Annotated in this window: 24 protein-coding genes and 1 pseudogene; 12 read left to right on the forward strand and 13 right to left on the reverse strand. The window is 59.6% G+C overall.

Going from position 1 to position 23,692, the window contains the following annotated elements; translation table 11 throughout:
- Positions 1–22 precede the first annotated feature (22 nt).
- Together CIT26_RS38420 and CIT26_RS01550 are read left to right on the forward strand one after the other, a co-directional pair.
- Positions 23–363, forward strand: a pseudogene (locus tag CIT26_RS38420) (YciI family protein).
- A 489-nt stretch (positions 364–852) separates the two neighbouring features.
- A complete protein-coding gene (locus CIT26_RS01550) occupies positions 853–1,044 on the forward strand; it encodes a hypothetical protein (protein WP_095491027.1) in 192 nt (63 codons plus the stop codon).
- Positions 1,045–1,434: 390 nt separating this feature from the next.
- Here the strand turns inward: CIT26_RS01550 and CIT26_RS01555 are convergent, their stop codons facing one another.
- Entirely contained in the window at positions 1,435–1,923 is a 489-nt protein-coding gene (locus tag CIT26_RS01555; RefSeq protein ID WP_095490929.1) for a GNAT family N-acetyltransferase, read from the reverse strand.
- A 413-nt stretch (positions 1,924–2,336) separates the two neighbouring features.
- Between CIT26_RS01555 and CIT26_RS01560 the strand changes: the two genes are divergently transcribed.
- Positions 2,337–2,519, forward strand: coding sequence for a hypothetical protein (locus tag CIT26_RS01560; RefSeq protein ID WP_095490930.1), 183 nt, complete (start codon positions 2,337–2,339; stop codon positions 2,517–2,519).
- A gap of 8 nt (positions 2,520–2,527) precedes the next feature.
- Positions 2,528–2,749 (forward strand): hypothetical protein, encoded by a 222-nt coding sequence (locus tag CIT26_RS01565; protein ID WP_095486347.1) that lies wholly within the window; start codon positions 2,528–2,530, stop codon positions 2,747–2,749.
- Between the two features lie 65 nt (positions 2,750–2,814).
- Here CIT26_RS01565 and CIT26_RS01570 read toward each other — a convergent pair whose 3' ends face one another.
- Positions 2,815–3,318, reverse strand: a complete 504-nt coding sequence (locus CIT26_RS01570) for a DUF2267 domain-containing protein (RefSeq protein WP_095490931.1) — start codon at positions 3,316–3,318, stop codon at positions 2,815–2,817.
- A gap of 421 nt (positions 3,319–3,739) precedes the next feature.
- Here CIT26_RS01570 and CIT26_RS01575 point away from each other — a divergent pair, with 421 nt between their 5' ends.
- A complete protein-coding gene (locus tag CIT26_RS01575) occupies positions 3,740–3,904 on the forward strand; it encodes a DUF3309 family protein (protein ID WP_077381102.1) in 165 nt (54 codons plus the stop codon).
- 174 nt (positions 3,905–4,078) lie between these two features.
- The gene (locus CIT26_RS01580; RefSeq protein WP_245318974.1) at positions 4,079–5,485 is read left to right on the forward strand and encodes a PAS domain S-box protein; all 1,407 of its coding nucleotides are present in this window, start codon (positions 4,079–4,081) and stop codon (positions 5,483–5,485) included.
- 59 nt (positions 5,486–5,544) lie between these two features.
- Here CIT26_RS01580 and CIT26_RS01585 read toward each other — a convergent pair whose 3' ends face one another.
- Positions 5,545–5,955 carry a hypothetical protein gene (locus tag CIT26_RS01585; protein ID WP_143747753.1) on the reverse strand — a complete coding sequence of 137 codons (411 nt, stop codon included), beginning with the start codon at positions 5,953–5,955 and terminating at the stop codon, positions 5,545–5,547.
- 180 nt (positions 5,956–6,135) lie between these two features.
- On the opposite strand from CIT26_RS01585, the gene CIT26_RS01590 reads away from it, so the two are divergent.
- Entirely contained in the window at positions 6,136–6,372 is a 237-nt protein-coding gene (locus CIT26_RS01590; RefSeq protein ID WP_095490933.1) for a hypothetical protein, read from the forward strand.
- Positions 6,373–6,670: 298 nt separating this feature from the next.
- The gene (locus CIT26_RS01595; protein WP_095490934.1) at positions 6,671–7,087 is read left to right on the forward strand and encodes an HD domain-containing protein; all 417 of its coding nucleotides are present in this window, start codon (positions 6,671–6,673) and stop codon (positions 7,085–7,087) included.
- 54 nt (positions 7,088–7,141) lie between these two features.
- Here the strand turns inward: CIT26_RS01595 and CIT26_RS01600 are convergent, their stop codons facing one another.
- Positions 7,142–7,552, reverse strand: a complete 411-nt coding sequence (locus CIT26_RS01600; RefSeq protein WP_095490935.1) for a DUF427 domain-containing protein — start codon at positions 7,550–7,552, stop codon at positions 7,142–7,144.
- Between the two features lie 322 nt (positions 7,553–7,874).
- Here CIT26_RS01600 and CIT26_RS01605 point away from each other — a divergent pair, with 322 nt between their 5' ends.
- From CIT26_RS01605 to CIT26_RS01615, 3 genes are all read left to right on the forward strand, one after another.
- The gene (locus CIT26_RS01605; RefSeq protein ID WP_095490936.1) at positions 7,875–8,312 is read left to right on the forward strand and encodes a CBS domain-containing protein; all 438 of its coding nucleotides are present in this window, start codon (positions 7,875–7,877) and stop codon (positions 8,310–8,312) included.
- 38 nt (positions 8,313–8,350) lie between these two features.
- Positions 8,351–8,542, forward strand: a complete 192-nt coding sequence (locus CIT26_RS01610; protein ID WP_095490937.1) for a hypothetical protein — start codon at positions 8,351–8,353, stop codon at positions 8,540–8,542.
- Positions 8,543–8,704: 162 nt separating this feature from the next.
- Positions 8,705–9,835, forward strand: coding sequence for a site-2 protease family protein (locus CIT26_RS01615; protein WP_095490938.1), 1,131 nt, complete (start codon positions 8,705–8,707; stop codon positions 9,833–9,835).
- A gap of 110 nt (positions 9,836–9,945) precedes the next feature.
- Here CIT26_RS01615 and CIT26_RS01620 read toward each other — a convergent pair whose 3' ends face one another.
- Positions 9,946–10,602 (reverse strand): TerC family protein, encoded by a 657-nt coding sequence (locus CIT26_RS01620; protein ID WP_095490939.1) that lies wholly within the window; start codon positions 10,600–10,602, stop codon positions 9,946–9,948.
- A 392-nt stretch (positions 10,603–10,994) separates the two neighbouring features.
- Between CIT26_RS01620 and CIT26_RS01625 the strand changes: the two genes are divergently transcribed.
- Positions 10,995–12,107, forward strand: a complete 1,113-nt coding sequence (locus CIT26_RS01625) for a calcium:cation antiporter (RefSeq protein ID WP_245318977.1) — start codon at positions 10,995–10,997, stop codon at positions 12,105–12,107.
- 632 nt (positions 12,108–12,739) lie between these two features.
- Here CIT26_RS01625 and CIT26_RS01630 read toward each other — a convergent pair.
- From CIT26_RS01630 to CIT26_RS01660, 8 genes are all read right to left on the reverse strand, one after another.
- Complete coding sequence (locus tag CIT26_RS01630; protein ID WP_095490940.1) at positions 12,740–14,833, reverse strand: 3'-5' exonuclease; 2,094 nt, start codon at positions 14,831–14,833, stop codon at positions 12,740–12,742.
- Positions 14,834–14,843: 10 nt separating this feature from the next.
- The gene (locus tag CIT26_RS35535; protein ID WP_143747754.1) at positions 14,844–15,755 is read right to left on the reverse strand and encodes a hypothetical protein; all 912 of its coding nucleotides are present in this window, start codon (positions 15,753–15,755) and stop codon (positions 14,844–14,846) included.
- A gap of 102 nt (positions 15,756–15,857) precedes the next feature.
- Entirely contained in the window at positions 15,858–16,820 is a 963-nt protein-coding gene (locus tag CIT26_RS35540; RefSeq protein WP_143747755.1) for a hypothetical protein, read from the reverse strand.
- An 88-nt stretch (positions 16,821–16,908) separates the two neighbouring features.
- Positions 16,909–18,690, reverse strand: coding sequence for a DUF262 domain-containing protein (locus tag CIT26_RS01640; protein WP_095490942.1), 1,782 nt, complete (start codon positions 18,688–18,690; stop codon positions 16,909–16,911).
- An 18-nt stretch (positions 18,691–18,708) separates the two neighbouring features.
- Positions 18,709–18,972 carry a DUF4357 domain-containing protein gene (locus CIT26_RS01645; protein WP_167391240.1) on the reverse strand — a complete coding sequence of 88 codons (264 nt, stop codon included), beginning with the start codon at positions 18,970–18,972 and terminating at the stop codon, positions 18,709–18,711.
- A 111-nt stretch (positions 18,973–19,083) separates the two neighbouring features.
- Positions 19,084–22,203: a site-specific DNA-methyltransferase gene (locus CIT26_RS36980; protein ID WP_095490944.1), complete on the reverse strand. Its 3,120-nt coding sequence runs from the start codon at positions 22,201–22,203 to the stop codon at positions 19,084–19,086.
- A complete protein-coding gene (locus tag CIT26_RS01655) occupies positions 22,203–23,195 on the reverse strand; it encodes a PGN_0703 family putative restriction endonuclease (protein WP_095490945.1) in 993 nt (330 codons plus the stop codon). The genes CIT26_RS36980 and CIT26_RS01655 overlap by 1 nt, the downstream gene beginning before the upstream one ends.
- Positions 23,192–23,620 carry a hypothetical protein gene (locus CIT26_RS01660; RefSeq protein ID WP_095490946.1) on the reverse strand — a complete coding sequence of 143 codons (429 nt, stop codon included), beginning with the start codon at positions 23,618–23,620 and terminating at the stop codon, positions 23,192–23,194. The genes CIT26_RS01655 and CIT26_RS01660 overlap by 4 nt, the downstream gene beginning before the upstream one ends.
- Positions 23,621–23,692 lie beyond the last annotated feature (72 nt).

Genomic DNA, 23,692 nt, shown 5'->3' on the forward strand with positions numbered 1-23,692 from the left:
GACGGCACCATGGAGGAACCCGATGCGCTACCTTTGTCTCTTCTACATCGATCAAAACCTTGCTGACGCCGCCAGCAAGGAATGGGCCGAGATCGACCGGGAGTCCCTAGCTTCCAATGAAGAGCTCAGGCGATCAGGCCACTATCTCGCCTCCAACGCTCTTACCGATCCAAAGACCGCAAAGACATTGCGCGTTCGTGCCGGCAAGGCGAGTTGGACCGACGGGCCCTTCGCAGAGACCAAGGAGCATCTGGGTGGCTTCCTGCTCATCGAAGCGAAGAACCTTGCGGAGGCGATGGAGATCGCGGAGCGGGACTCGCTCGGATGGGGACGATCGAGGTGTGCGAGACCGCCGGTTTTTAGCTTCGAAATGCCCCGGCTACTACCACCGGCCGTAAACGTCCGCTTCCGANGATGGGGACGATCGAGGTGTGCGAGACCGCCGGTTTTTAGCTTCGAAATGCCCCGGCTACTACCACCGGCCGTAAACGTCCGCTTCCGAGACGCCAATAGGCGGCCGGAATGGCCGATTCGGGTCACGATTTGCCCTCGAAGTTCCCCGGAGCGAGAGTTTGAAAAGCGTCGGAAATGCTCTCTACGCCGTCCGACTGATGCACAGTCGCCCTCATTTCTCGATGAACCCTCGAGCGGCCAAGACTCAGTTGCCTTGCAGCTTCAGCCGGCGACACTCGAGCGTTGATCAGTTTGATCGCGGCGTCGACCTTTGTATTGATCGACCTCCATCACGATTGACGTGACTTCTCGCAATGCAGCGGTGACTCAGGACCGCCCAAGCATTGGCCTTGCCTAGGCAAGTTTGAGGAGGTCAACGTGGGAATTCACGTCAGCGAAATTAGAGGATGGGAGTTCTTGGCTGAGGACGAGGCGATTGATGCTGCGATCGACAAATACGGCAAAGACCCGACGACCTCGGTCGCGTATTGTGCGTTCGAGACGCTTGGCGATCGAGGTGGACCCGAGCATCGGTTTTGGTTCGACCTGTTTCTAAAGCTCGCAAAATCGGATCACGTGGGTTGGGCGTAGGGCTCATTCTCAGTGCCCTTGATCAGGCGCACCGTCGGTCAGGTGGAGGCGACGCCTCAATGGCGATTCCCCGTTTTCGCGCAGTGGGCAGTGGGAGGAGTTAGCCGCGCGGAATGAGGTGCGGAATCTCGGCAACCGCTGGCTCGTCCGGGAACCATGGGGCTGCGAGCCAGTTCTGTTTCCAAAGCTGGAGGAACTGGCTGTGCCCGAGAAAATCCCTGCAACACCAAAAAGGGTTGACCCAAACAAGAAGCCTATCCGCCGCCCCGATGACAAGGAAACATCACCGGAGCCTGACCACATGGACCCGCCTCCCCGTGACGTGAGGGAGGCGCCGGTGCCGAACCCAAACGGCAAGAGCAACGAAAAAACGCCGCGCTCGTTTAGCGGTTAGCTGACTGTCACAAGCTTCTTGCGAAGTGCAATGTTGAACGGAACGCATCCTTGCGATCCGAAGAAATGCCGCGCGTCGAGATTGGCTGCCCAGATGCCCAAGGCAATTTCGTCGATACCTTCGCAAGCAGCTCGCTGTTCAACATGGCACATCAAAGCTGTGGCAACTCCACGACGACGAGCTTCCGGCATAACCGAGATGTGGTGCACATACATCCGGGGCCGAGGGAAAGTAAACGGCGTTTCTGGCAGCGACTGAATTTCAAACCAGACGTAGCCGACTGGAGCACGATCAATCTCAGCAATCGCGGTCGAGCTCTTCGGATCAGCCAGTCTCGCTGCGAAGAATGTCCTCACCGCAGACGGATCGGCTGCCTGTTTGAAAACGTCCGGATGCAATTCAGCATGGAGACTCTGAATCACCTGATTGAGCCGAACGAGCGAGTCAAAGTCTGCCTCCGAGGCAGCCCGGACTTTCAGTGACATTGAGACACCTCCCCGCTTGTAAACGATGCTGCGACGGTGATGTCTTTCTTGTCAACGAATGTCGGTCTTCCACCCTCAGGAACCAGCTGTCGTGACCGACGGCGCGGCGCCTGTTTCCACAGGGCGCGGCCCACAGTCGAGCCAGGGTTATTCCTGAAAGAGGGGAAAGGCGGCTCTGTCCAGTTGATAGATGGGTAACAGTTTGAACCGGATACATGGGTTACAGTTTTCCCCCTGTGCTGTCGGCCGCAGCGCCAAGCGGTTTGGCGGGCGACGCCGCGCGGCGCTCAATCTGCTGGCCGAGAAGGGAGAGATCGCGAAGGATTTCCCCGTTGAATGCAAGGAGCCTCGCACGGTTCGTATCAGGAACCTTCTCGGGGCCTGCTTGTTTTGGCTAGTGAAAGGAGAACGTCATGAGCACAAAACCACCACCCGTTCCGGTAGAGAACCAGAGCCCTAAGGGGCCGGGCGATAAGAAGTCGGTTCCTGTCGACCAAACGCAGCACAGCCATTCCGCCCCAAATCCCGACAAACAGGGCCAGCAGGGCAACACGAAGGTCAATACGACCCATCAAGGCTACCAGCAGGACCGTTAGGTGATTTCATGTCCACGTCGAAGAAGACCCGCGCCAGCATCCGCCATGGCGGTCCTGGCGCATCGCACGAGAATGCCAAGGAGCCGCTGGTGATAGAAAAGCCGCCAGCCGATTCCGATCTGCGCAGCCGCAGCAAGATCTCAGGCGGCGGAGGCGAACGCGACAGCCACCATACTCATGACCCCGAGAAGAAGGGCGGCGGCACCCGGCCGGCACGAGAAGGAAGGTGAATGGCTGTTCACGTGCCTGCGGAGTGGTGCGTGCATTTTTTGCTGAAAATGCGAGGCGCAAAACATCAGGCCGTCTGACTGTGAGCACGGCCTGGCTGCGAGATGGTCTGGGCAGCGCTTTGATCCGGTGGAACGACCCGTTCCTCGGCTGAGCGCCACATGGTGCGCAGCTTTTCCGGCAAAGTGGCTTGGACCTTCGCGACCAGACCACGCGAGACATGCCGCGATAGCGTGGCAAAGACAGAACGCACCGCATCGTTGGCATCCAAGAGCCGTGCATCGGACAAGCGATCCGCGACTTCGATGACAAACTCGTCCCAGTCCCAATCGCTCGGCTGCCTTGCCGGCTCGAACTGATCGTAGTAGGCGCCACGCACCAGAACTGGCAGTTCGGCGCCGAGATGCGCCGCCAGTCCCAAAGGCAGCCGGTCGCGCAGCATCTGCAGGACTGTCGACAGCACCTTCCAGCAGAGCTGCCTGTCTGGGCCGAGCTCCTCCATCAGGTCATTGAGCCAGACGTTGGTGGTCTGAAGCGTCTTGTCGAAGACGTCGAGGCCTGTCGCGCTCACTACACCGTCCTCTCGCTCACGTCCGCCGCGCACAGTCACTCGTGAACGGATTATGTCCGCATGAGTTCCCTCACAGCCTTGAAATTCCGCGACTACGGTCTCGCTGCAAGATGGGGAAATTCCACCGCCGCGGCAGTAGCTGCGGGCTTTTTTGGCTGACCGCCGCAACTTCGGACCGCGTCACGCATTCTTGCTGTGATCGCCTGTCCCTCCAGGCGGTTTGAGGCTGAAAAAGCCTGTTGCCCGCTGGCTCCCGGCCGGCGGGCTTTCTCGTGAGCCTACCGGCTTTTCCCGCTAGACGAGCGACAACGATGCTACTTCCGGTGGAACAGGAAGCCCCCTCTGGGAGTTCATACCGTCATCAACAGGCGCATGGACGTGCCCTTGTATGGCGCGGCAGCGCAAGAATGGGAGAACCGCCATGAGCCTCGGAACCATACTCATCATCATTTTGATCCTTATCTTGCTTGGCGGGTTCAGCGGTCTGGGTGGCGGGCCGTTCTACGGCACTGGCTATTATGGCGGTGGCGGCCTCGGTCTCGTGCTGCTGATCCTGATTATCCTGGTCCTTCTCGGACGCATTTAGTGCCCGCACGATTAGGCGGACAAACTTCAGCGTTGATCCGGTGTCGCTCTAGGGGCTCGTCCGGGAATGTCGCCGCGGCTGGGGACAAGGGGCGCACGTGATTGTCCCGACGGAACCGAAATCGCTCAAGGGCATTATGCCCGCTGCAGAAATCCACGAGAATGGCGCCCATACGTGAACTTCGTTGAACAAGCCGATATCGGCCTCGGAGTTTCGGGGATTCCGACTGCCGATCTGATGCAGGCACTGCCCGTCGCCATCTACACCGTCGACGAACAGGGACGCATCACCTTCTTCAACGAAGCCGCAGCTGAGCTCTGGGGCCATCGTCCTGTTGTCGGTCGGGACCTATGGTGCGGCTCGTGGAAGCTTCGTCATCTGGACGGTCGGGATATGGCGCATAGCGAGTGTCCGATGGCCGTGGCGCTGCGCGAAGGACGGGATGTCTCTTGGGACCAGGCGATTGCGGAGCGGCCGGATGGCGAACTCGTCCCATTCAGGGCTCACCCACGCCTGCTTCGCGACGAAGCGGGCAATGTTGTCGGTGCCATCAACACGCTGCTCGACCTGCGCACCCAGACGCTAGGCGATGAAGCCCGCATGCGTCTTGCCGCCATTGTCGAGTCGTCGATGGACGCCATCATCTCGAAGGACATGAACGGCATCATCACCAGCTGGAACGATGCTGCAGAACGTCTGTTCGGCTACACGCCTGCCGAGGCGATCGGCCGGCCGGTAACGATGCTCATTCCGCCCGATCGTCTCGACGAGGAGGTCTCGATCATCAGCCGCATCCGAGTCGGCGAACGCGTCCCCTCCTATGAGACGATGCGCCTGCGCAAGGACGGCACGCTCGTTTCGGTCTCGCTCACCATCTCGCCGATCCGCGACGCCATCGGGAGGGTCGTCGGCGCCTCCAAGATCGCGCGCGACATAAGTTCCCACAAGGAGAGCGAACGGCGCATCCGTCTGCTCATGCGCGAGGTCAATCATAGGGTGAAGAACCAGTTCTCGGTCATCATCTCGATGATCCGCGAGACCAGCAAGCTGACGAGCACACCTGAGGCTTTCCTCGGGCAGGTCCGGGAGCGCATCACGGCGCTTTCGGAATCCCATGATCTCCTGGTCAATGCCGAGTGGCGCGGCGCGACGGTCGGCGAGCTCATCCAGGCACAGCTCAAGGCCTTTGCAGCGCAGTCCCGCGTGTCGATGGCCGGGCCGATGCTGATGCTGCAGCCGAATGCCGTGCAGTATCTCGGGATAGCCTTTCACGAACTCGCCACCAATTCGGCAAAACATGGAGCGCTGTCCTGCAGCGGCGGACGCGTCGAAATCGATTGGAATGTGGTCCCTGCCGGCGACGGCGCCGATACCTTTCGCCTAGTCTGGCGTGAGTTGGACGGGCCGATTCTGGACGCTGTCAGGGGGCGCGGTTTCGGAGTGGTCGTCCTCGAGCGAGTGGCGCCGCAGGCTCTCAGCGGCAGCGGGCGGCTGGAGTTCCATGAGCAAGGCGTCACCTGGACGCTCGAGGCGCCGCTGCATTTCGTCCAGGCGTCAGTGGCGGATAACGCGGCCGACTGAAAGCGCCCGTGAAGCTGAACCCTTTCCCTCCGACCGACTGTGCTGACGCTCGGCCGGACCTATTGCGTTCGGTCCGGCTGACGAAGATAGAGCAAAACAGCCCTGTCCTCCACAACATCGAGGTTGCCTCCCCCAGGCAAAGCATCGCGATGAACTGAGAGCCGATGGACGTTAGCCAATTCGAAGACGGTCAGGCTGTCGAATTCCATGGCTGCCCCGTAGAACTGGGCCGCTTGCAACACCAGGCATTCGATGTCTTCAAGCGCAACGTTTTCGGCGAGGTTTCGCAGCCGCACGGTCTCAGCCACCGCAGTGACATTGACTATCCCCTTGCACCGGGCGGCTGCCCACACTTGCCGGTCAACGTCGTGACACAAACGAACCGAATAACCGTCTCTCATGGCGAACCCTTTTTTCAGGAGCGGTTTGTCCCTCGGAATCAGCATGTGCCAGATCGGCTCGAATAACAAGCTGAATCCATAAAATTACCCACAAAATCAAATAGTTAGCATATCACGCAGGCTACCGCATCGACGCCTCACATTAACTCCGAGCCTTTCACGCCAACGGCATATTGACCGACCTTGACGCTCACTCAGCCTTTCCCTAACTCTTAGCTAAATACTAACTTTGAGCGGCTGGAGGCAGAAATGGCCGAACTGGAAAGACCCGAACGACTGCAGATCATGCTAACTGCCGATGAATTGGCTGCATTGGAAAACTGGCGCTTCGAAAGGCGCATGCCAAGCCGATCGGCGGCCGTGAGAGAGTTGCTGCGGCGCGGTCTCCATGCCGACGGATTTTTGACGGCGGCACAAGGTGCCAAGTCACAGGATTTTGGAGTTCTGCCCAATTCCGGGATTGTTGATGGACCGTCTCGCGACTAGCCGTCTCGCCAGATATGGTCGATCCCAAAAGCGGCTAAAGGCAACCCGACGGAGGTAGCGGGCGGCCGATATATTCGTCCTCGGCTCGCCGATCTGGCTGGGCCAGCCTTCGAGCGTGGCCAAGCGTCCTGGAGTGGATGGACGCCTTGTGCCGGAGCCTTGCCCGCGCTCTGGAACTTCAGCCAATCGTCGCGCGTTCGGTGACACGGGCTACCGCGCCACACGCTTTCTTGAGGCACGCCGTGCATCGGAGCAAAGGCCGGTTGCATCAATACACAGGCCAGCAAGGATCGAAGCAGTGAGCGTGCTTTACCGCGCGGCAAAAATCGCCGAACAAGCTCATGCCGGGCAGACGGACAAGACCGGACGGCCCTATATCGAACATTGCCGCCGGGTCGTTGACGCTGTCGAAACCCTCGACCAAAAGGCCGTTGCCTACCTTCACGACGTTCTTGAGAAAAGCGACGATTGGGACCGCGATCGGCTCGAGGCGGCTGGTTTTGGAACATCCATCATGTCGGCAGTCGATGCCATGACACGCCGGCCGGACGAGGACGACCTCGCTTTCGTGCGCAGAGCAGCAGCTAACCCATTGGCGCTGCCGGTCAAGCGCGCAGATCTCGCCGACAATCTGTGGCAGGCACGGCAGATTGGCACCTCGACATCGAAATATGAAGACGGCCTGCGGATCATCGACCAAGAATTCTCCGAATGACGAAAAGATTGCCGTCTGCGGCGTAACCGGCCGATGTGGAAATTCAAGCGCCGTCTACTCGGGGATGTGAGGCGTGTGTCGCTTGTCCTCGGCAGGATCGGCATCGATCCGCGCTTTGTCGGGGTCGAAGGCGCCATGGCGCGCGATGGCTTTTGCCGGGGTGTCGGGCGTCTCGTAGGCCCACATGAAGTCATCAGCCGATCCGCCGACCGCATGAACCCGCCAGTAACTCGCCGTGCCCTTCGACGGGGAGCGCCTTGTGGTGTTCGTCTTCTCCAGCAGGTCGAAATAGATATCCTCGAAAGGGATATAGAAAACGGGATCATGTCCTTCTTCGTGAAGCACTTTTGCCCGCTCGGTTGAGGCGACGATCGCGTCGGAGAACCTGACCGTCACGGTTCCATTGAACGGGGTGATTGTAAGCGCGCCGGGATGGCGGGCGGAATTTGCGGCTAAGGGCTGCATTCGAATTCTCCGTTGGCTGGAGTTGTCTCCTGGAACGTCGTATCGCCCATCGGGGTTCCAGTTTGGCCGGTCGTTGGCGTTTGTCGCTGCCGCGGCAGTTACGGCGATGGGCGCAGTGAAGCGCGGCCGTTGTGTGGTTCGACTTCGCGTCAAAGACATGCCGCAAGCTCCCCGCGACACGGGCTTTCTCAGCCTTCCGGCTGCAGGTGAAAAACCTCCTGCGGGGCATTCAGATTCGAGGGAACGTTACTGCCGAAGAGTTCGTTTCCTAGGTCAACACCAAAACCGGCGGCGGGGCTTCGCAAGTTAAAGGGAGATTGCCATGAAAGTCGACAACTGCATGACGAGGAATGTCCAGGTCGCGAACCCCGAACAGTCCATCCGCGAAGTAGCGCAGATCATGGGCAAGCTTGACGCCGGAGTGATGCCCGTGGGCGACCACGACCGGCTGGTCGGGATGATCACCGATCGTGATATCGCGATCCGCGGCGTAGCATTGGGTAAGGGACCTGACACGAAGGTGCGTGATGTCATGAGCCCGGAGGTCAAATATTGCTTCGATGACGAAGACGTCGAGCATGTGCTTGAGAACATGGGCGACCTGCAGGTACGTCGGCTTCCGGTTCTGAACCGCGACAAGAGGCTCGTCGGCATCATCTCTCTTGGCGATCTCGCGACGAGTGGCGAAGCGGCAGAAGCGGGTGAGGCTTTAAGCGACATCTCGAAGCCGGGCGGCGAGCATTCGCAGACTGCTCACTGACTGACGCGCGACACGGCAGTGCCAGGTCAACGGATATCTTGTTCCGCGGCGCGTCGGCCAACGCCGGCGCCCGGCCGGGCGCCTTCTGCATTGCGATGTTCTTCGGCAAAGGTTCAGGAACAATCCATGGATTCAGCGCCGAAAAAGCGCGACAGGGCGAAATGACCGTGCAGACTCAGACGCATCGGATCACGACGGCGCAAGACGTTCACCGGGATGTCATGTCGTGATAAACTCGTCTTGCGACGGGACCGCGCGACCGAGGCGGGGTATCTCGCAGCCGGGTAGCCCTTAGTCGCAGACGATGAGCTTGAGCGCCTGATGTTCTCGAACGATTGCAAGCGTCCTGCCAAAGCCTATGGTGAAGGTGGGGCCTCTCGGAGTGGACAGATTTGGGTTGGTCGCTGAACCTCGGGACGATCGCCGGCACCACCGTGCGCGTTCACTTTACCTTCCTGCTTCTGCTCGTCTGGATTTGGCTGACGCACTATCAGATCGGCGGCACGCCAGCGGCCTGGGAAGGCGTTGCCTTCATCATTGCCGTCTTTGCCTGCGTGGTCCTGCATGAGTTCGGCCACATCGCCGCCGCACGGTATTTCGACATCAGCACGCCGGATATTACGCTTTTCCCGATCGGCGGCGTGGCCAGGCTGGAACGCATGCCCGAAGAGCCGGGGCAGGAGTTCGTGATCGCGGTCGCGGGGCCGCTGGTCAATGTCGCGATCGCCGCGCTGATCTTCGTCTTGCTCGGCGGGTCGGCGAGTGTCGAACAGATGGCCGGGATCGAGGATCCGCGTACGAACTTTCTCGCCAGGCTTGCCGGGGTCAATGTCTTCCTGGTCCTTTTCAATATGATCCCGGCCTTCCCGATGGATGGCGGCCGTATCCTGCGCGCCGCCCTCGCCGCCCGCCTTTCCTGGTCGCGCGCGACCCAGATCGCCGCCACGATCGGGCAAGGATTGGCCTTCGTCTTCGGTTTCCTTGGGCTGTTCTACAACCCGCTGCTAATCTTCATCGGCATCTTCGTCTATCTCGCCGCGGCAGCGGAAGCCCAGAACGCACAGATCCGCGAGGTAGCCACAAGCGTCCTGGTCGGTGACGTGATGATCACCGAGTTCGCCCGGCTGGAACGGTCGGCGACGCTTGACGAGGCAATCGAGATGCTGCTCGCGACCACGCAGCACGACTTCCCTGTCATCGACTCCGCCGGCCATCTTGAAGGATTGGTGACACGCAACGACATGATCCGGACATTGAAGGAAAAGGGACCCGCCGCACCGGTCGCGAGCGCAATGCGAAACGATATCCCGAAAATACATTACCGCAAAAGCCTGGAAGAAGGCCTGCGGCTCATGCAGCAGGCAGTTGTGCCTGCTGTTGCCGTCGTGGACAGTTCCGATCGGCTGGTCGGGCTCATGACACACGAAACCATAGGCGAGATGCTTATGGTCCGCTCGGCGGTTTCGGATGCCTTCCGATTTGGTCGTTTGCGTGGGAGCAAACCGCGACTCACACGGATCTGAGCAGGAGGATATTCTTTCTACGCCGGATCGGGTGAGTGCGCTCCAGATCGTAGGAGAGCGATGAGCAGAAATCGGCCGGAACGACGTCGTTCCGGCCCATTTTCTGTGTCTCAAGCGCCCCCGACGTGAGGCAGAAGTTCAAGCGCACCGCGATAGATCATGTCGGCAGCTACGTAGAGGATGACCACCAGGCCGACATAGGCAATCCAACGGTGCTTCTGAAGCAGATTGGCAATGAGGTTTGCGGCAATGCCCATCAGCGCGACGGAGAGGACAAGGCCGAAGATCAGTACGTTTGGATGTTCGCGCGCAGCACCCGCTACCGCCAGAACATTGTCGAGCGACATCGAGACGTCGGCGATGATGATCTGCCAGGTTGCCTGCGCCAGGGTCTTGCGTGGAGCTTTGCCAGCTACGATGCCATCATAGTCGACATCACTTTCCGAAAGCGCTTCGATCGCCTGTGTTTCCTGCGCATGGTTTTGCCGGAGTTCGCGCCACATCTTCCAGCACACCCACAACAGCAATATACCGCCAGCCAACAACAGGCCGACGATCTGCAGGAGCTGGGTTGTCGCGGCCGCAAAGCCGATGCGCAGAACGGCCGCTGCGATTATACCAACGACGATTGCGTTTCTGCGCTGCTCTTTGGGAAGTCCGGCCGCGGCAAGGCCGATAACGATGGCGTTGTCACCGGCCAGCACCAGGTCGATCATGATGACCTGCAAGAGAGCGGTCATTGCTTCAGGACTAAAAAATTCTGTCATACGGCACCCTTGCGTTCAGCTAGGGGTGACACGGCTTGCGAGCATAACCGTAGAGCAACGCGGACACCGCGTATGACAAGAGAAATACTGCTACAGCTGAAGAAATCTCAAAGCCAGGCCACCCGGATTGAATTCCAGTCCGACATCACAGTCCCTGATGGACTGCCAGAGGGGCCCGGCCTGGTAGCACCTAGCTATTGCCGTAAGCGCAAAAACTCAAGGCTTAATTGTGATTCGGCACATGCGGCATCGAGCTCGGCAGTTTCGTTACGCCAAGTCGATTGAGCACGCGGCCATTGAACGGACAGGCAGCCGCAAGTACACTGATTGGGCCTCGGTCCGGTTCTGTAATACCCGATCTGCGGCCGTCGATGGCGATGAGGAAATCCGTCTTGGCTGTTCATCGACGACGACCGATCGGCCAATATCTGTTCCCAATCGGCTCCCTGGGCCTGGCCGCGCTAATTCATTTCGGCGCCGCGTCGATGGAGCCTTCGCTGCTTTCGATCAAGATCCTTGCGTTGATCGTGGTCGCTATCTTCATCTTCGCGACCGTGTTTGTGGTTTTGCATCATGCCGAAGCCGTCGCACGGCGGCTCGGTGAACCTTATGGCACGCTGCTGTTGACATTTTCGGTGACGGCCATCGAAGCATCGGTCATCGTTTCGATGATGCTGCATGGCGAGAACAACCCGACGCTGGCACGCGAGTCCGTGTTTTCGACGGTCATGATCGTGTGCACTGGTGTGGTCGGGGTCTGCCTCACCCTGGGTGGGCTGAAGCATCGATATCAGGACATCAAACGACAGGGCACCAGCGCTTCCCTTGCCGTCATTATGGCGCTGACGGTTCTTACGCTGATCCTTCCAAACTACACTCTTGCAACAAGCCCCGGTACGTTCTCCGCATCGCAACTCGCTTTCGTGAGCGTTCTTTCCATCCTCCTCTATGGTGCGTTCGTCTTTGCACAGATGGTGCGCCATCGGGGCGATTTTATCGAGGATCTCACGTCCAGCGCGGAACATGAGGAGCATGTATCTGAGGGTGGGAACGTGACCACCAACGTGATCCTTTTATTTGTCGGACTGGCAGGGATCGTTCTTCTGACCGAGCAGGTGGCCGGCAGCATCGAGAATGGGCTCGCGTTTCTTCAAGTTACCCAGGCGGACGCAATCGTGGGCTTCTTCGTCGCTGCGCTTGTGCTTATGCCGGAGGCGGTATCGGCAGTTCGGGCAGCGCTCAATAACGAACTTCAGCGAGGGCTGAATGTCGCCCTCGGCTCGGCCTGCGCCACAATCGGCCTGACAATCCCGGCAATCGGTGCGGCGAGCCTACTCACCGGACGAAGCCTGACTCTTGGTCTAGGCCCGGGTGATACCGTGCTTCTCATCCTCGCGCTCGCCATCAGCATCGTGAGCTTCGGGACTGGCCGGACAACTATGCTGACGGGGCTCGTTCATCTCGTCGTGTTTGTCGCCTATCTGTTCCTTATCTTCGTGCCCTAGGATAGCGATCACCAGCCGTCTGTCGGCCATCGCAGCGCTAAGCCAATTCAGTCGTCAGTTGTGGTAGGTCGCGCGACACGATCCATATCTGAAGGCTGCGTGGGCTTGGGTTCTGCAAGGGCGGCAAGCCATTTTATTGGCCGTGTCAGATTCTATATTGACATCGACGAATTCAACCACACGTATATGCCCGATATTCATACGTTGGTGCAGTCAATTTTCGAGTCATCGCGGGAGACAGTTCTTATTGTGTCGGAACGAAACCTTGATGGCTTTGCAATTGTTTGAATTGTATGAGATTTTTGATTTGTTGAGAATCGGCGTCCGTTCCGCGCCGCCACCAGCCGTCAAGGACTCGTTGTGTCTATCGTGCCAGTCCGTCTGATGCAGTTGAGAGGCCCGTTCGGTCACTCGCAAGAATTCAAAATAGGAGCTGCGGCGAAATAGGATACGAACTACGTGATCGCTGCCACAACTTCCAGCTGATCTTGGTCCACAGATTCTCTGGTTTTCAACAGGGCGGATCAGGCCGGGTCACCGCGGTCCGCAGAAAGCGGCAATCACTCGCCTTCAGCTATGGCAATCCAGCTGCCAAAGGCTCATTAGCGTAACCTTGCCGCCGCAAGCGCCCGCTATATGAGGTCCTCGAGAAACTCTGAACCCGGCTTCACACTCGACAGGAACAGGCGATCCCGTGCCCGGGTCGCAGCCACATAGAGAAGCTGCCGTTCGGTGGCGATGACCTCGTCTAGCTCGAACTCGTCGGCCACGTCCGCCACGCGGGCCGCGAGCGGCAGAACGCCCTCGTCGCAGGCCACGACGAGGACCGTCCGGAACTCCAGCCCCTTGGCGAGATGCATGATGCCGACCAGGGCCGTGTCATCGCTGGCCTTTCCGGAAGATACGGTGCGATACGGTAGTGCGGCGGCCTCGGCAATCGCTCGGGCGCGCGGAACTTCGGCAGGGGAACGGACGAAAATGGCGATCTGGTCGGGCGGGATGCCGTCTTCGAGCAAGGCGCGGATGAAGGCAGCGGCAGCGTCGCGCTCCGCGGCCTCGTCGTCGGCAATCACCACCGTTGGCTCGATCCCCTCGAAGACCGATACCGCACCGCGCCGATCGTCCTCTAGCCCATCAACGTCACGGATAGTTTTGGGAAGCAGGCGGTCGGCCATCTGCCTGATCTGCTGGGAGGTGCGATAATTCACCTTCAGCGTGAAGGAGCGCCCGCGAACGTCGATGCCGAGCCCCTTCCAGGAAAAAGGCTGCTGGAAGATGCGCTGGCCGATGTCTCCAGCGAAGAAAAGCGCATCGGGGCTGTCAGGCGCGATAGCCCCAAGGAAGCGCAACTCCGGAACACCGAGATCCTGCGCCTCGTCGACCACGATATGCGTGAACGGTTTTTCCGCGCGCGAAGCGTAAGTGGAGGTCACTGCCTGGAACAACGAAGCCGGCGTGAACAGCGCCTTCTGTCGAAGTGCTTCGCGCACGCGCGAAAACACCTGCCACAGCGCCTCGCGCTGTTTTTGCCCCAAGCGGTTCTTGCGGCCCATGCGCGGCACCTCGGCATAGGCGTCGGCGCTGTCAATTCGCCAGGCGTCGATGACGTTTTCCCATTCGGAGATCAGGAAGCGCGGCGAGAAGCCATGCACGCCTGCATCGTTCGCCGCCCTCTCGATCAGTCCGCGGACCGTCTCGCGGTCGGCGATATGCGCCTTTCGCCCCGCCGTCAGCCCGAACAGTTCCTCGGCGATCCTGCGGAAGGAGGCGACGGTGACACGGCCTTCCAGATCGTCGCGGCCACCCGAAAGCACGGCGAGCTTGCGTTTCAGCGCATCGGCCAGGGGGTCGGAGAAGGTCGTGAGCAGCACGCGTGCGTCCGGATCGAGGCGAAGGATGCGCATCACGCGGTGCAGAGCCACCACGGTCTTGCCCGTCCCGGCGGAGCCAGCAACCCGAGCGGGCCCGGAGTAGTCGCGCTCGACGACGCCGCGCTGCAGAGGATGCAGGAACACCGCCCATTTCTCGAACGGCGCGTCGAGCGCCGCCTGCAGCTCGTCCAGCCCTTCCAGCACCCGGAACCGACGCATCGTGTCGGGATGCTCAAGCGGGTCTTCGACGGGTTCGGCGGGTTTCAGGATTCCCGTGGCGGCATATTCGAGCAGCGCCTCTCCCGCTTCCTGAGGCAGGTGCGAGGCCAGGGCGAAGAAGCTGTCCTCGGTTGCCTCGGCGACGTCGGCCAACCAGTCCTGCGGCACGCCGACGGAGAGAAGGTGGTCCGGCGTCAGTTTTGCGAATAGCGGCGGCGCGGGGATGCTCTCCTTGTCCGGAGCGACCTCGAATGGCAGGTCGGCCTGAACGGGTTGGATCGCTGGTTGCAACGCCACTTCCTCGACGCGCTCGCGCACCTCGACGATCTGGATCGCACCGGTCGACGGATGCGTCTCGATGCGGCGCCGCTCGGCCCATTTGTAAGCGTCGTCGTGATGATCGACATAGGCCAGCATTACGCTGTCCCCTGTCTTGTGGATGATGATGCGCAGGTCCCGGTTGACCCGCACCGACCAGAAATTGGGATCCTTCGACTTGTCGATGCGGTGGAACTGCAGGCCAGGCTGATCCGGGTTGGCTTGGAGGTCGAACGCCGTCAGCTTCGCCTGCTTCTGCTCGTCATTGGCGAGCTTCGCGAGGGATGAGGTAAAGCTGTCGGCTAGTATGGTGGTCAATATCGACTCTCTACTTCTTGTCCTTCGGTAACCGAGAACGTCGATCGCGACGGTATTCCACCACAACTTTCGAAATCATTTCATCACGTTTCATTTGTCCCGCAGATTTGGGCTTTGGCTCCGCATTCTGCTTCGCTGGTGGAATTGTCCTGATCGCCTTCCTGTTGGGGTGCGATTTGGCCTTGGACTTCTTCTTCGGCGGTGGAGGCGCTTTAGTCACAGACCGAGCGCGATGAGTTCTTGAACGGCGTATCAGTACTGATGCCGGAGTAACCCTCTCCGACCCAGCCTCAATCAATGTGTGTGGTTCTCGCAGAGGCCTCAGCGCATGTTCGCCAGTGGGAATGACCCTTAGAAACCGCTCGTTTTCAAACCAGGTGGCCTTGTAGGATCGAGGTTCGCACTTGGCAGGATGAAAGACACTAATCGCCGAATACGAGCCACTGACGACGTCGCCCACAGTGATGATTTCGTCTGGGCACGTGATAGAGAAGTGGACCACGGGACCATCGGCCATTTCAATTAGCTGACCGGCCAGAAAGAGTTGAAATCCCTTACGCTCGACTGACGTGATTTCAATCATTTGCCAGTCAATGGCATAGCCGGACCTGTGATAGCGGCCTCCATCGTATATTCCGAGGAAACTGGCGGCTTCTGCGAGCTCAAGGCGCATTCCACGCGCACGGGATTGAGGGCGCGGCGATATTGCGTTCACTGAGAACTGGGGATTGTCGGTGCAGCAGTGTTTCGGCCACGGTGGGCCTAGGTCATCAAAAAAGACGCGGCTACCTCTGTCGTTCTGGTAATAGAAGACCGCAGCCTTGCAAACCGGACAAACCGCGTTCGGATTTACAAAGCAGGATGAGTAACCCTTGCTTGCCCGCTGCTCCCGCAGGATGCGCTCTGCGTCGCGGGTTTGCATCGACCTTCGCAACTGCGAGCGGTCGATCCTGACGTTGCCCCACGTGCTGGAGCACCAACCGCAGCCACAATCTGAATAGTGGTTGTAGCCCCGTCCCACCCCTCACACCCCAAACACGTTCAACACCTCGTCTTCGAGGCTATTGATGACCTTAATATCCTTCGAGGCTTGCTCGGGAACGGTCGTGACCACGCCAACCTGCGGCACATGTGTAGGCTGTCTCCGCGACCATGAACCCTCGCTCCAATTCCGCACGGCTTCAGCGGCAGAGGGCACCATCGTCCATTCGTATTCACGCCCGGACGGCCACCAACCCTCGGCCAGGAGGCTCATCCGGATGGGCGAGCCGTCATTACGGAGGTCCGGCTCCCATTTAAGCAGCGATGTGAGACGGCCCGCCAGTTTGCCGTAGAGCAGGTTTGCGGTCTTGGGATCGTCTTTGCCCAAGGCCTCTCGCGCCAGCACCCGCATTGTCGCGGTGCGGCGCAGTGCGCCAGCATGTGCACGCAAAAATGCGATGTCGCGATCGGATAATTCCGCTTGCTCGAATGCTCGACGGAATGCGGCCTCGTCTGGTCTCGGCCGCAAGGGGCGTGGACGCGCCCAGGGTGCGACCAGAGATTCAGGGTCAAGCGTCAGTGATCGCCACCAATAAGGCCCGGCCGTTCGGACGCGAATGACAGGCAACTCAACCTTATGTCCAGACGTAATCTTTTGGCCTAGCGCCCGCCGTTCAGGAAGGCTCCGCAACTGGACGAATTCCGACCCGTATCCACCCGCTTCGAGATGCAGGCAGAACAGTTCCCATTCGGCTGGCGGCGCATTGAAGCGTTTGTGAAGCCTGCTGTGGCAGGGCTTGCACAGAGGGTAGGATTGCGGCGGCTGAAAGCTGAACGGCTCGGAATAGTCCTCCGAATGCCATTCTCCCTGGGGCCGGTCAGGATCACCGCACATTGCGCATGGTTCGCCCTCGAAAGGAGCGTGTCGCCCCGTCAACCTGCGATAGGCGGGCATGATCCTTGCCCGCTGTTGCCCGCTGTATCCGTTATAGGGGGCATTGCTCATGTTAAACGCACAATCCTTTTCAGCACCTTGTCGTCGAGGTGCTTGGCGAGAGTTGCGCTGAAGCTGTCGGCGAGGATCGTGGGCATGATCAGTCAGCGTTTCCAGACGCGGGATCAAGTTGCAACCTGCGAAGGCGCTTTCGGATGAGTTTCTCGCGTTCCTCGATAAACTTGGGAAGCATCAGCACCGTTTGCAGATGCTCCCCCTCCGGAATTCTATGTCGGGAAATAAACCCCGCGTCTCTAGTTCTGATCCAGGTGCTGAATTGTTGTGCGTTCTTTTCCAGATTTTCGGGCGCGGAGAGAAGTTCGAGGTTAGCAAAGCGATTTTCGAGATCGCGCAATTCGTCAATCTTGCTCTGCGACACGTTCAGCGCCATGAGTGCGTTGCGAGATAGCACAGCGTGAGGAAATATGTGATCAATGTGGTAAGGAATGTTGCCCCAACGATGCTCATCATAGAGCAGTGTGAGCGCGAGGAAGGTTAGTTTCTTGCCATAGCTAAGCTTAAGCACGTCGTCAATCGTGCTATCTTCGAAGGCAGACGAACGTCGCAAGTGCTTGGAAAGTTCGGCGTGCAGTTGAAGAAACGGGAACTCACTTCCCGGCTTGGACTTTTCAATGACGTTGCGTGCGACGGTGATCGTCGCATCAGATGCACCGCCAAAGACGGTGTTGATCAAGGCGGCGATGATCCAGCGTCTGATCCTCTCGGCATTCACGACGTTGAAAGGAGTATCCTGCGTAAGCAGGTCGTGCCCTGTTAGGTGCAAATATTGCGCGATCGGAAGGGTCGCATTCAGCGACGTAAGATTTGTTTCGTCCAATCCATAGGTGTTCAGAAGTGCGAATGTTGCGCGTAGAGACTTCTTGACCTTCGGCCATGCGGACTGCATGGAATCGATATTGGCGAGAGTCAGATTGCGAACTTGATACTGGTGATTGAGACCGGACAGCAATAGCGCTGCCTTGATGACATAATCTCGGGTGACGGCGTTTCGACGGGTACCCTCGTTGTTGATCTCATGCACAAGATTGACGATCTCCTCCCGCGCAGAGAATTGCGACCAGCGGGACGAAATCATCGACATCATCAGATCGGACTTGCTGAGCTTTGTCCCTGCATCGTTGGCCCTGACAAATATCCGAAGGACGCGGTCATAGTCCTGCAGTTTTTCCGTATAGAAGGAGACCGATTCATCCTGCCAGACCATACAGCGTAGCCGATCCAGATTGCGCGCGGCAATTTCCCGTTCGGCCTTGGGTGCGTCTAGGCGCAGCAGGCCCAGTTTCTTGGCCTTAAACGTTTCGAATGATGCATCGTCTCGGTGTTCGAGTATTTCGCCAACCCGGATCCACAACTGCCCTGGTAGGTGTGGCGGGGGAGTCTCCCGGAATTCGAAGGCATACAGTTCCTCGTCGTGCTCTTCATCATCCTCGTCAAAGACATCGTCCGGCTCAACGAGGAGGTCGAGGTAGAGTTTCTTGGTCCGCCAAGCGTCAACGCTAGTGTTGCGCTTGTGTTTGACCTTTTCGGTGAGCGAGCCGCGCAGGCCAATCAACAGCGACGTCAGTCGCTGTTGGCCGTCCAACACCAGCGTGGCATCGAGACCGTCCAGATTTGCGTGCTCGTTGTGGATCTCGCCCTGGCGAAAGTTCTCCGCGAAGCGATAGGTCTGCCAGTTCTGCTTGTTCTCCGTCGCGACATCCCAAAACAGGAATGAGCTGATGGGAAAACCTTTCATCAGGGAATCGAAAAGCCTGACAATCTGCTCGGAGTTCCAGACATAGGGTCGCTGGATAGCCGGCAGGAAGTACCTGCGGTTAATGTTCATGACCGTCTCGGCGACGGTGGCTGCGGAGTATGGCATGACGAATGGAACCCGAGTTTAAGAGGATGGGGAAAGGAAATCCTTCAGCGACTTGCCCGACTTGATTTCAATCCAGAGCTGAGGGCCACTGGCGTTGTCGTCCTTGATGATGCCGGCCGCGCGACTGGCGCTCGTGAATTCATGGTCGCGTGTGAATTTCAGAAGCTTTGAATCGCCAGTCGCCGCGAGGATGCCATGTCTCACCAGTCGATCACGTTCCTCGCGATCGCGCTTCTTGGTCGCCGAACTGTCTTTCACTGCCGTTGAGCCTGCGAGCACCACGAAACCTCCGTCAGGCAGAACCCGGCCGTCCGCCTGCGCGTCATGCGGACGATATCGGAAAGTTAGGTCCAGGAGCTCTGGGTCCATGTTTACTGTCATCTTTGCCATGTTTTACACTCCAAAAACCTTCAGCACTTCATCCCCAAAATGGTTGATCACCTTGACGGCAATCCGCCCCGTGCTCGGCCTTGGGAATGGCCGTGACGTATCTGAATAGAGCGTCGCCCAGGCGTCCTCATCGATTTCCGCCCTCAGCGCCGTCTTCAGCGACTTGTAGGGATCGTTCGCGCCGAGGAAGTAGGCGTGGCGAACGAAAAAACTCTCCTCGTTGTAGTCGGTGTCGATGAACCAGGCGGCGATACCCTTGACGTCGTCCGAGCGGATTTCGCCCGTCGAGGGGTCAAAAATGTCGACGCCGTTGACCTTCACCTGAAGCTCGCCGTCGGCCGTCTCGATCAGGTCGACATCCGGCTCGCCGAACACGACGAAAAGATTGCCCTTGCCCGTGTTCTTCAGGTCCTCGGCCATATGCAGGTCGGGATTCATGCGGGCTTTCAGGATCGCCAGCGGGCCGAGGCGGTTGAGGTCGCTGGCCTGGGCCTCAAAATTGAAGGCGCAGGCGATCAGTGCGTCGAAGCGGGCATCCGAAGCCTCGCGGGCAGCGGCGGTGATCTGGCTGCGCGTCAGCGTGCCGAATTCCGGGCCGATCAGGATTCCTGCGCGTTTCTCGCGGCCATCCCCATCATTGTATCGGCCTTCGGCGGCCAGCCAGTTGCCTGGCCATGGCTCGACCGAGTTGAAACGGATGGTGTCGCGCTTTTCCTGCTGATGGACTCCGGCGGAGCGCAGATGGTCGAGCACCATGTGGCCGAAATCCTGGTCCGGCACGTTCTTCGGCGCGGGCTGCATCGTGCCTTGCGCGGCCGAAATCTCCGCGCCCAGCGTGTCGTCGCGGGCGGTGACGACGCGGTGCGGCGACAGGCTCTCGACCGTGAACGGGCCGGCGACGCGCACTTTTGTCCGGTCCTCGTAGGGGCGATCGAAAAGCATCTCGACATCGGCGGCCTTGGCGATCGAGGCGTCGATCTCCTTCTGCCGCGCAATGCGGCCCTCCCACCAGCCCTTGTGCAGCTCGCGCAGGCGAGCGCTGACGAGGCCGGCCTTAGGCGCGCCTTCCTTCGTCTCCAGCCACTGGTCGAGGTCGCGCGGGATTTCCCACTCCTGCCAGCCGGGCGCGGCCTCTCCCTCCCCCTTGAGGGGAGGGTCAATCCGCGCAGCGGATTGGGGTGGGGTCGCCGCGGCAGTGCTCGACAATCTGGTAGTGCCTTCTGAGGCTACCCCCTCTGGCCGCTTCGCGGCCATCTCCCACTCGAGGGGGGAGAATCCCATCGCCTCGTTCATCTCCCTTCGCAGCGGCTCCAAAACCTGCTGCCACTTCTCCCAGATCACATCGATCTCGGCATTGTTGGCAATGGATTTAAGCGTAACGCGCGGCGCGCGCTCATAGACGAATCCCTGGCGGATATCGCCGGCGGTCGGCGCCTGCGGCTGGATCCTGCGCGACACCTTCTGCTCCTGCGCGCGACCCTCGGCGCTGTCGGCGAGATAATAGTAGGGATAGCGCGCCGCCATGAGCCGCGTGCGGGCAAGCGCCAGCGCCACGCGGGACGTATCGATGGTGATCCAGCGCCGGCCCCACTGCTCGGCAGCCGTCGCAGTCGTGCCGGAGCCGCAGGTCGGGTCGAGCACGAGATCGCCAGGATCGGTCGTCATCAGAATGCAGCGTTGTATGGCCGTCGAGGAAGTTTGGACTATGTAGACCTTGTCCTCAGAGCGACTGGTAAATGCTGTATCCCGCCATAAATTGTTGATCGGGCGAACCGGAAAGTCGTCGAGGAATCGGATGAACCGGACGTCATTTTTCCTTGCTAGCAGACGGTTCGCCCTTCCAGCCCTGGCCAAGCTCTCCGGTGGCATACCCCACCATCGGCTAGCCGATGTAAATGTCTTTCCCGCGAACTGGAATTCGTATTTACGACCTGGACCAGGTTTGGTGAGATCGCTCAAGCTAAATGGCCGATCTTCGGGACGAAGAATGATTGTGCCTGCCTTCTCTTCTGCTGAAAGCGTTCTTCGGCTGAGATCAGTTTCGTTTTGCACGTAAAAGTATTCCGAAACTGAATCGGTCTCGGCCCGCTTGTCTACGAAGAGCGGTCTGAATTTCGCCTTGCCGATGTCCTTCGCATATTGAATGACGTAGTCCAAAATTGCGGGTAACGAGGTGCCCGATTGCAATCCGGACGTTTTGCTAACCCCTATCAACGCTACGAGGTTCTCCTCCCCAAATACTTCGTCCATCAGAGCCCGCACGCGATGGACATTCTCGTCGCCGATCTGAACGAAGATCGAGCCACTCTCCGTCAGCAGTTCGCGCGCGACCATCAGGCGGTCGCGCAGGTAGGTGAGATAGGAGTGGATGCCGTCCTTCCAGGTGTCGCGAAACGCCTTCACCTGTTCCGGCTCGCGCGAGACATCTGATACCTTGCCGTCCTTCACGTCGCGCGACAGCGTCGACACCTGCCAGTTGGAATTGAATTTGATGCCGTAGGGCGGGTCGAAATAGATGCACTGCACTTTTCCGCGCATCGCCTCGCGCTCGGCCAGGCTCGCCATCACCTGCAGCGAGTCGCCGAGGACAAAACGGTTCGTCCAGTGCTGGGAATGCTGGTAAAAATCCGCGCGCTGATCCACATCCAGCCCGTTGAAATCGGCGAAGAGGTCGGGCGTGTCCGTCTCCGTCTCGCGGCGCGCATCCGAGCGGCGCTTCAGATCGTCGATGATCGCCTTCGGGTGCACCTTCTCCTGCACATAGATCGGCGGCGCGTTGACCACGAGGTCGGACCAATCCTGGGTGTCCTTGCCCTTCCAGACAAGCTGCGCGTCGCCGATCTCGATCTCGCCGGTCTCGGCGAGTTTTCGCATCTGCTCGCGGGTGATCTTTATCCGCGCGCCATTCCAGACAATCTGCGGGTCGAGGTCGCCATCCCGCTGCCTGGTCTCGCCAAGCATCAGCGGCCGCGGGCGTGGCAGGCTCATGGAGCGCTCGGTCTCGCCCAGCATCTCCGCCTGCTGCTCGAACAGCGCGGCCATCTCGGCGGTCGGGTTGTTGATGCGCCGCGCTGCGTCATGGGTGAGCGCGTCGATGGCTTTTTGTATGGGCGTTTTGGCCATCAGGATTTCTCGTCTTTTATGTCGGAGGCATGCGCCAGGAAGGCATAGCGGTCACGAAGGTAGTTCGCCCAGCCGTCGTTGACTGGCGCATCGGCAATCAGTGGCGAAAACAAGGATTCAGTCGAGCGGCTGAGGAAGTCGTCGGGTTCGACCAGCAGCGAGCGGTAAACCTTGAAGGCGTCGCCGCCAAGCGGACGCAACGCAGGCGAAGTAACGCGGGCCAGCCGCCGGTTCGCAGCCGGCGCGATGTGGAGCACGCGGACGCGCTCGGCCCCGTCCTCTTGCTCGGCTTGCATGCGAGCCGCCAGCATCTGCTGGCGGAAAAGCTGGTAGAACGGTTCCCAGAAGAGGTCGGTGAGTTTTAGGCCAGCATCGCTGCGGACAGGGCCGAACGGCGCGAATGCCATGCTCTGGTAACGGCGAAGACGCTCCGCCTCACGCTTCTGTTCGGGCGGAGTTCCATAGGACTCCGTATACTTCCACTCGACCAACAAAGTTTCGATCCGGCCAGCCTGACGGAAGCGCAGGATCGCATCGGCGCTGGTGACGTTGGCGCCGCGCTTCGGCGACCCGGTCCGCGGCCATTCGTTGAGGTAATCCATGCGGCCGATCCATTCGAACCCGACGAACCAGGATTCGCCGTCGGGTCCCTTTTCGACTTCCAGCATTTCGGGGAGGTCGCCGCCGACCGCCTGCTGGACGAGGCGCGCCAACATCTCCGGGCGCGTCGCGAGAGGCATCAGGAAATTCAGGCAGCAGACCTGAGAGGAGAGGCCATGGGCCGCGTGCTGGTGCCAGGCGATGGCGTTGTCGGAGAAATAGCGCGCGGCAACATCGCGGATTTCAGGATTGAGGTTGGAAAGCCTGTTGGCGGGTGCGAGGCGGTAGTCGCAGCCTTCAAACCCGCACTCATCGGGCAAGGTCGCGTGGAAGAACGCCGACTGCCGCGCACGTTCCTGTTCGACGAAGTGCAGCTCGCGTGGGTCGGTCATGCTGTGGTCCCGCCCAACGTCTGACCCAAGGCCTTTTCATAGCGCTGCGATGTCTCCCACAGGAAATCGGCTGCCTGATCCCAGTTGCCTTCGTCGTTCATGTCGAGATCAAGCCTGATCGAGAAGAACCTGTCGCTCTCGCCCGGGCTTTTCAGCGGAGCGCCAAGTGCTGGAACCAGTTCGTCCTGCCAGTGTGTCAGGCGCTCGCGCAACTTCGACGCTTTCCCACCGTCCGTCGTCCGGACGAACACGCGAACGAAATCGATGCCGGTAGTGATGCTAATCGCCAAACCCAGTTCCGGCATGGCATGCCAGCGTGCGCCGACAGGCTGCGCCTTGCCATGCAGCATCTCGCCCTTGTGACGGCCGAACATATGCAACCAGAAGCGCTTGATCACTTCCGTCTTGAGGTCGTTGTAGGTCATCGACCGATCACTCCGCCGCAATCCACATTTCGGCCTCGGTCGCTGAGGGCCACCTGGTTCGTCTGGAATGCG

This window comes from Mesorhizobium temperatum, assembly GCF_002284575.1.
GTDB classification, from domain to species: Bacteria; Pseudomonadota; Alphaproteobacteria; order Rhizobiales; family Rhizobiaceae; genus Mesorhizobium; species Mesorhizobium temperatum.

Excerpts from the sequence above, each read along its gene's own strand:
- CIT26_RS01555 (WP_095490929.1), bottom strand. The coding sequence starts at position 1,923 with ATGTCACTGAAAGTCCGGGCTGCCTCGGAGGCAGACTTTGACTCGCTC.
- CIT26_RS01560 (WP_095490930.1), top strand. The coding sequence starts at position 2,337 with ATGAGCACAAAACCACCACCCGTTCCGGTAGAGAACCAGAGCCCTAAG.
- CIT26_RS01565 (WP_095486347.1), top strand. The coding sequence starts at position 2,528 with ATGTCCACGTCGAAGAAGACCCGCGCCAGCATCCGCCATGGCGGTCCT.
- CIT26_RS01575 (WP_077381102.1), top strand. The coding sequence starts at position 3,740 with ATGAGCCTCGGAACCATACTCATCATCATTTTGATCCTTATCTTGCTT.
- CIT26_RS01590 (WP_095490933.1), top strand. The coding sequence starts at position 6,136 with ATGGCCGAACTGGAAAGACCCGAACGACTGCAGATCATGCTAACTGCC.
- CIT26_RS01600 (WP_095490935.1), bottom strand. The coding sequence starts at position 7,552 with ATGCAGCCCTTAGCCGCAAATTCCGCCCGCCATCCCGGCGCGCTTACA.
- CIT26_RS01605 (WP_095490936.1), top strand. The coding sequence starts at position 7,875 with ATGAAAGTCGACAACTGCATGACGAGGAATGTCCAGGTCGCGAACCCC.
- CIT26_RS01620 (WP_095490939.1), bottom strand. The coding sequence starts at position 10,602 with ATGACAGAATTTTTTAGTCCTGAAGCAATGACCGCTCTCTTGCAGGTC.
- CIT26_RS35535 (WP_143747754.1), bottom strand. The coding sequence starts at position 15,755 with ATGCAAACCCGCGACGCAGAGCGCATCCTGCGGGAGCAGCGGGCAAGC.
- CIT26_RS35540 (WP_143747755.1), bottom strand. The coding sequence starts at position 16,820 with ATGAGCAATGCCCCCTATAACGGATACAGCGGGCAACAGCGGGCAAGG.
- CIT26_RS01640 (WP_095490942.1), bottom strand. The coding sequence starts at position 18,690 with ATGCCATACTCCGCAGCCACCGTCGCCGAGACGGTCATGAACATTAAC.
- CIT26_RS36980 (WP_095490944.1), bottom strand. The coding sequence starts at position 22,203 with ATGGCCAAAACGCCCATACAAAAAGCCATCGACGCGCTCACCCATGAC.
- CIT26_RS01655 (WP_095490945.1), bottom strand. The coding sequence starts at position 23,195 with ATGACCGACCCACGCGAGCTGCACTTCGTCGAACAGGAACGTGCGCGG.
- CIT26_RS01660 (WP_095490946.1), bottom strand. The coding sequence starts at position 23,620 with ATGACCTACAACGACCTCAAGACGGAAGTGATCAAGCGCTTCTGGTTG.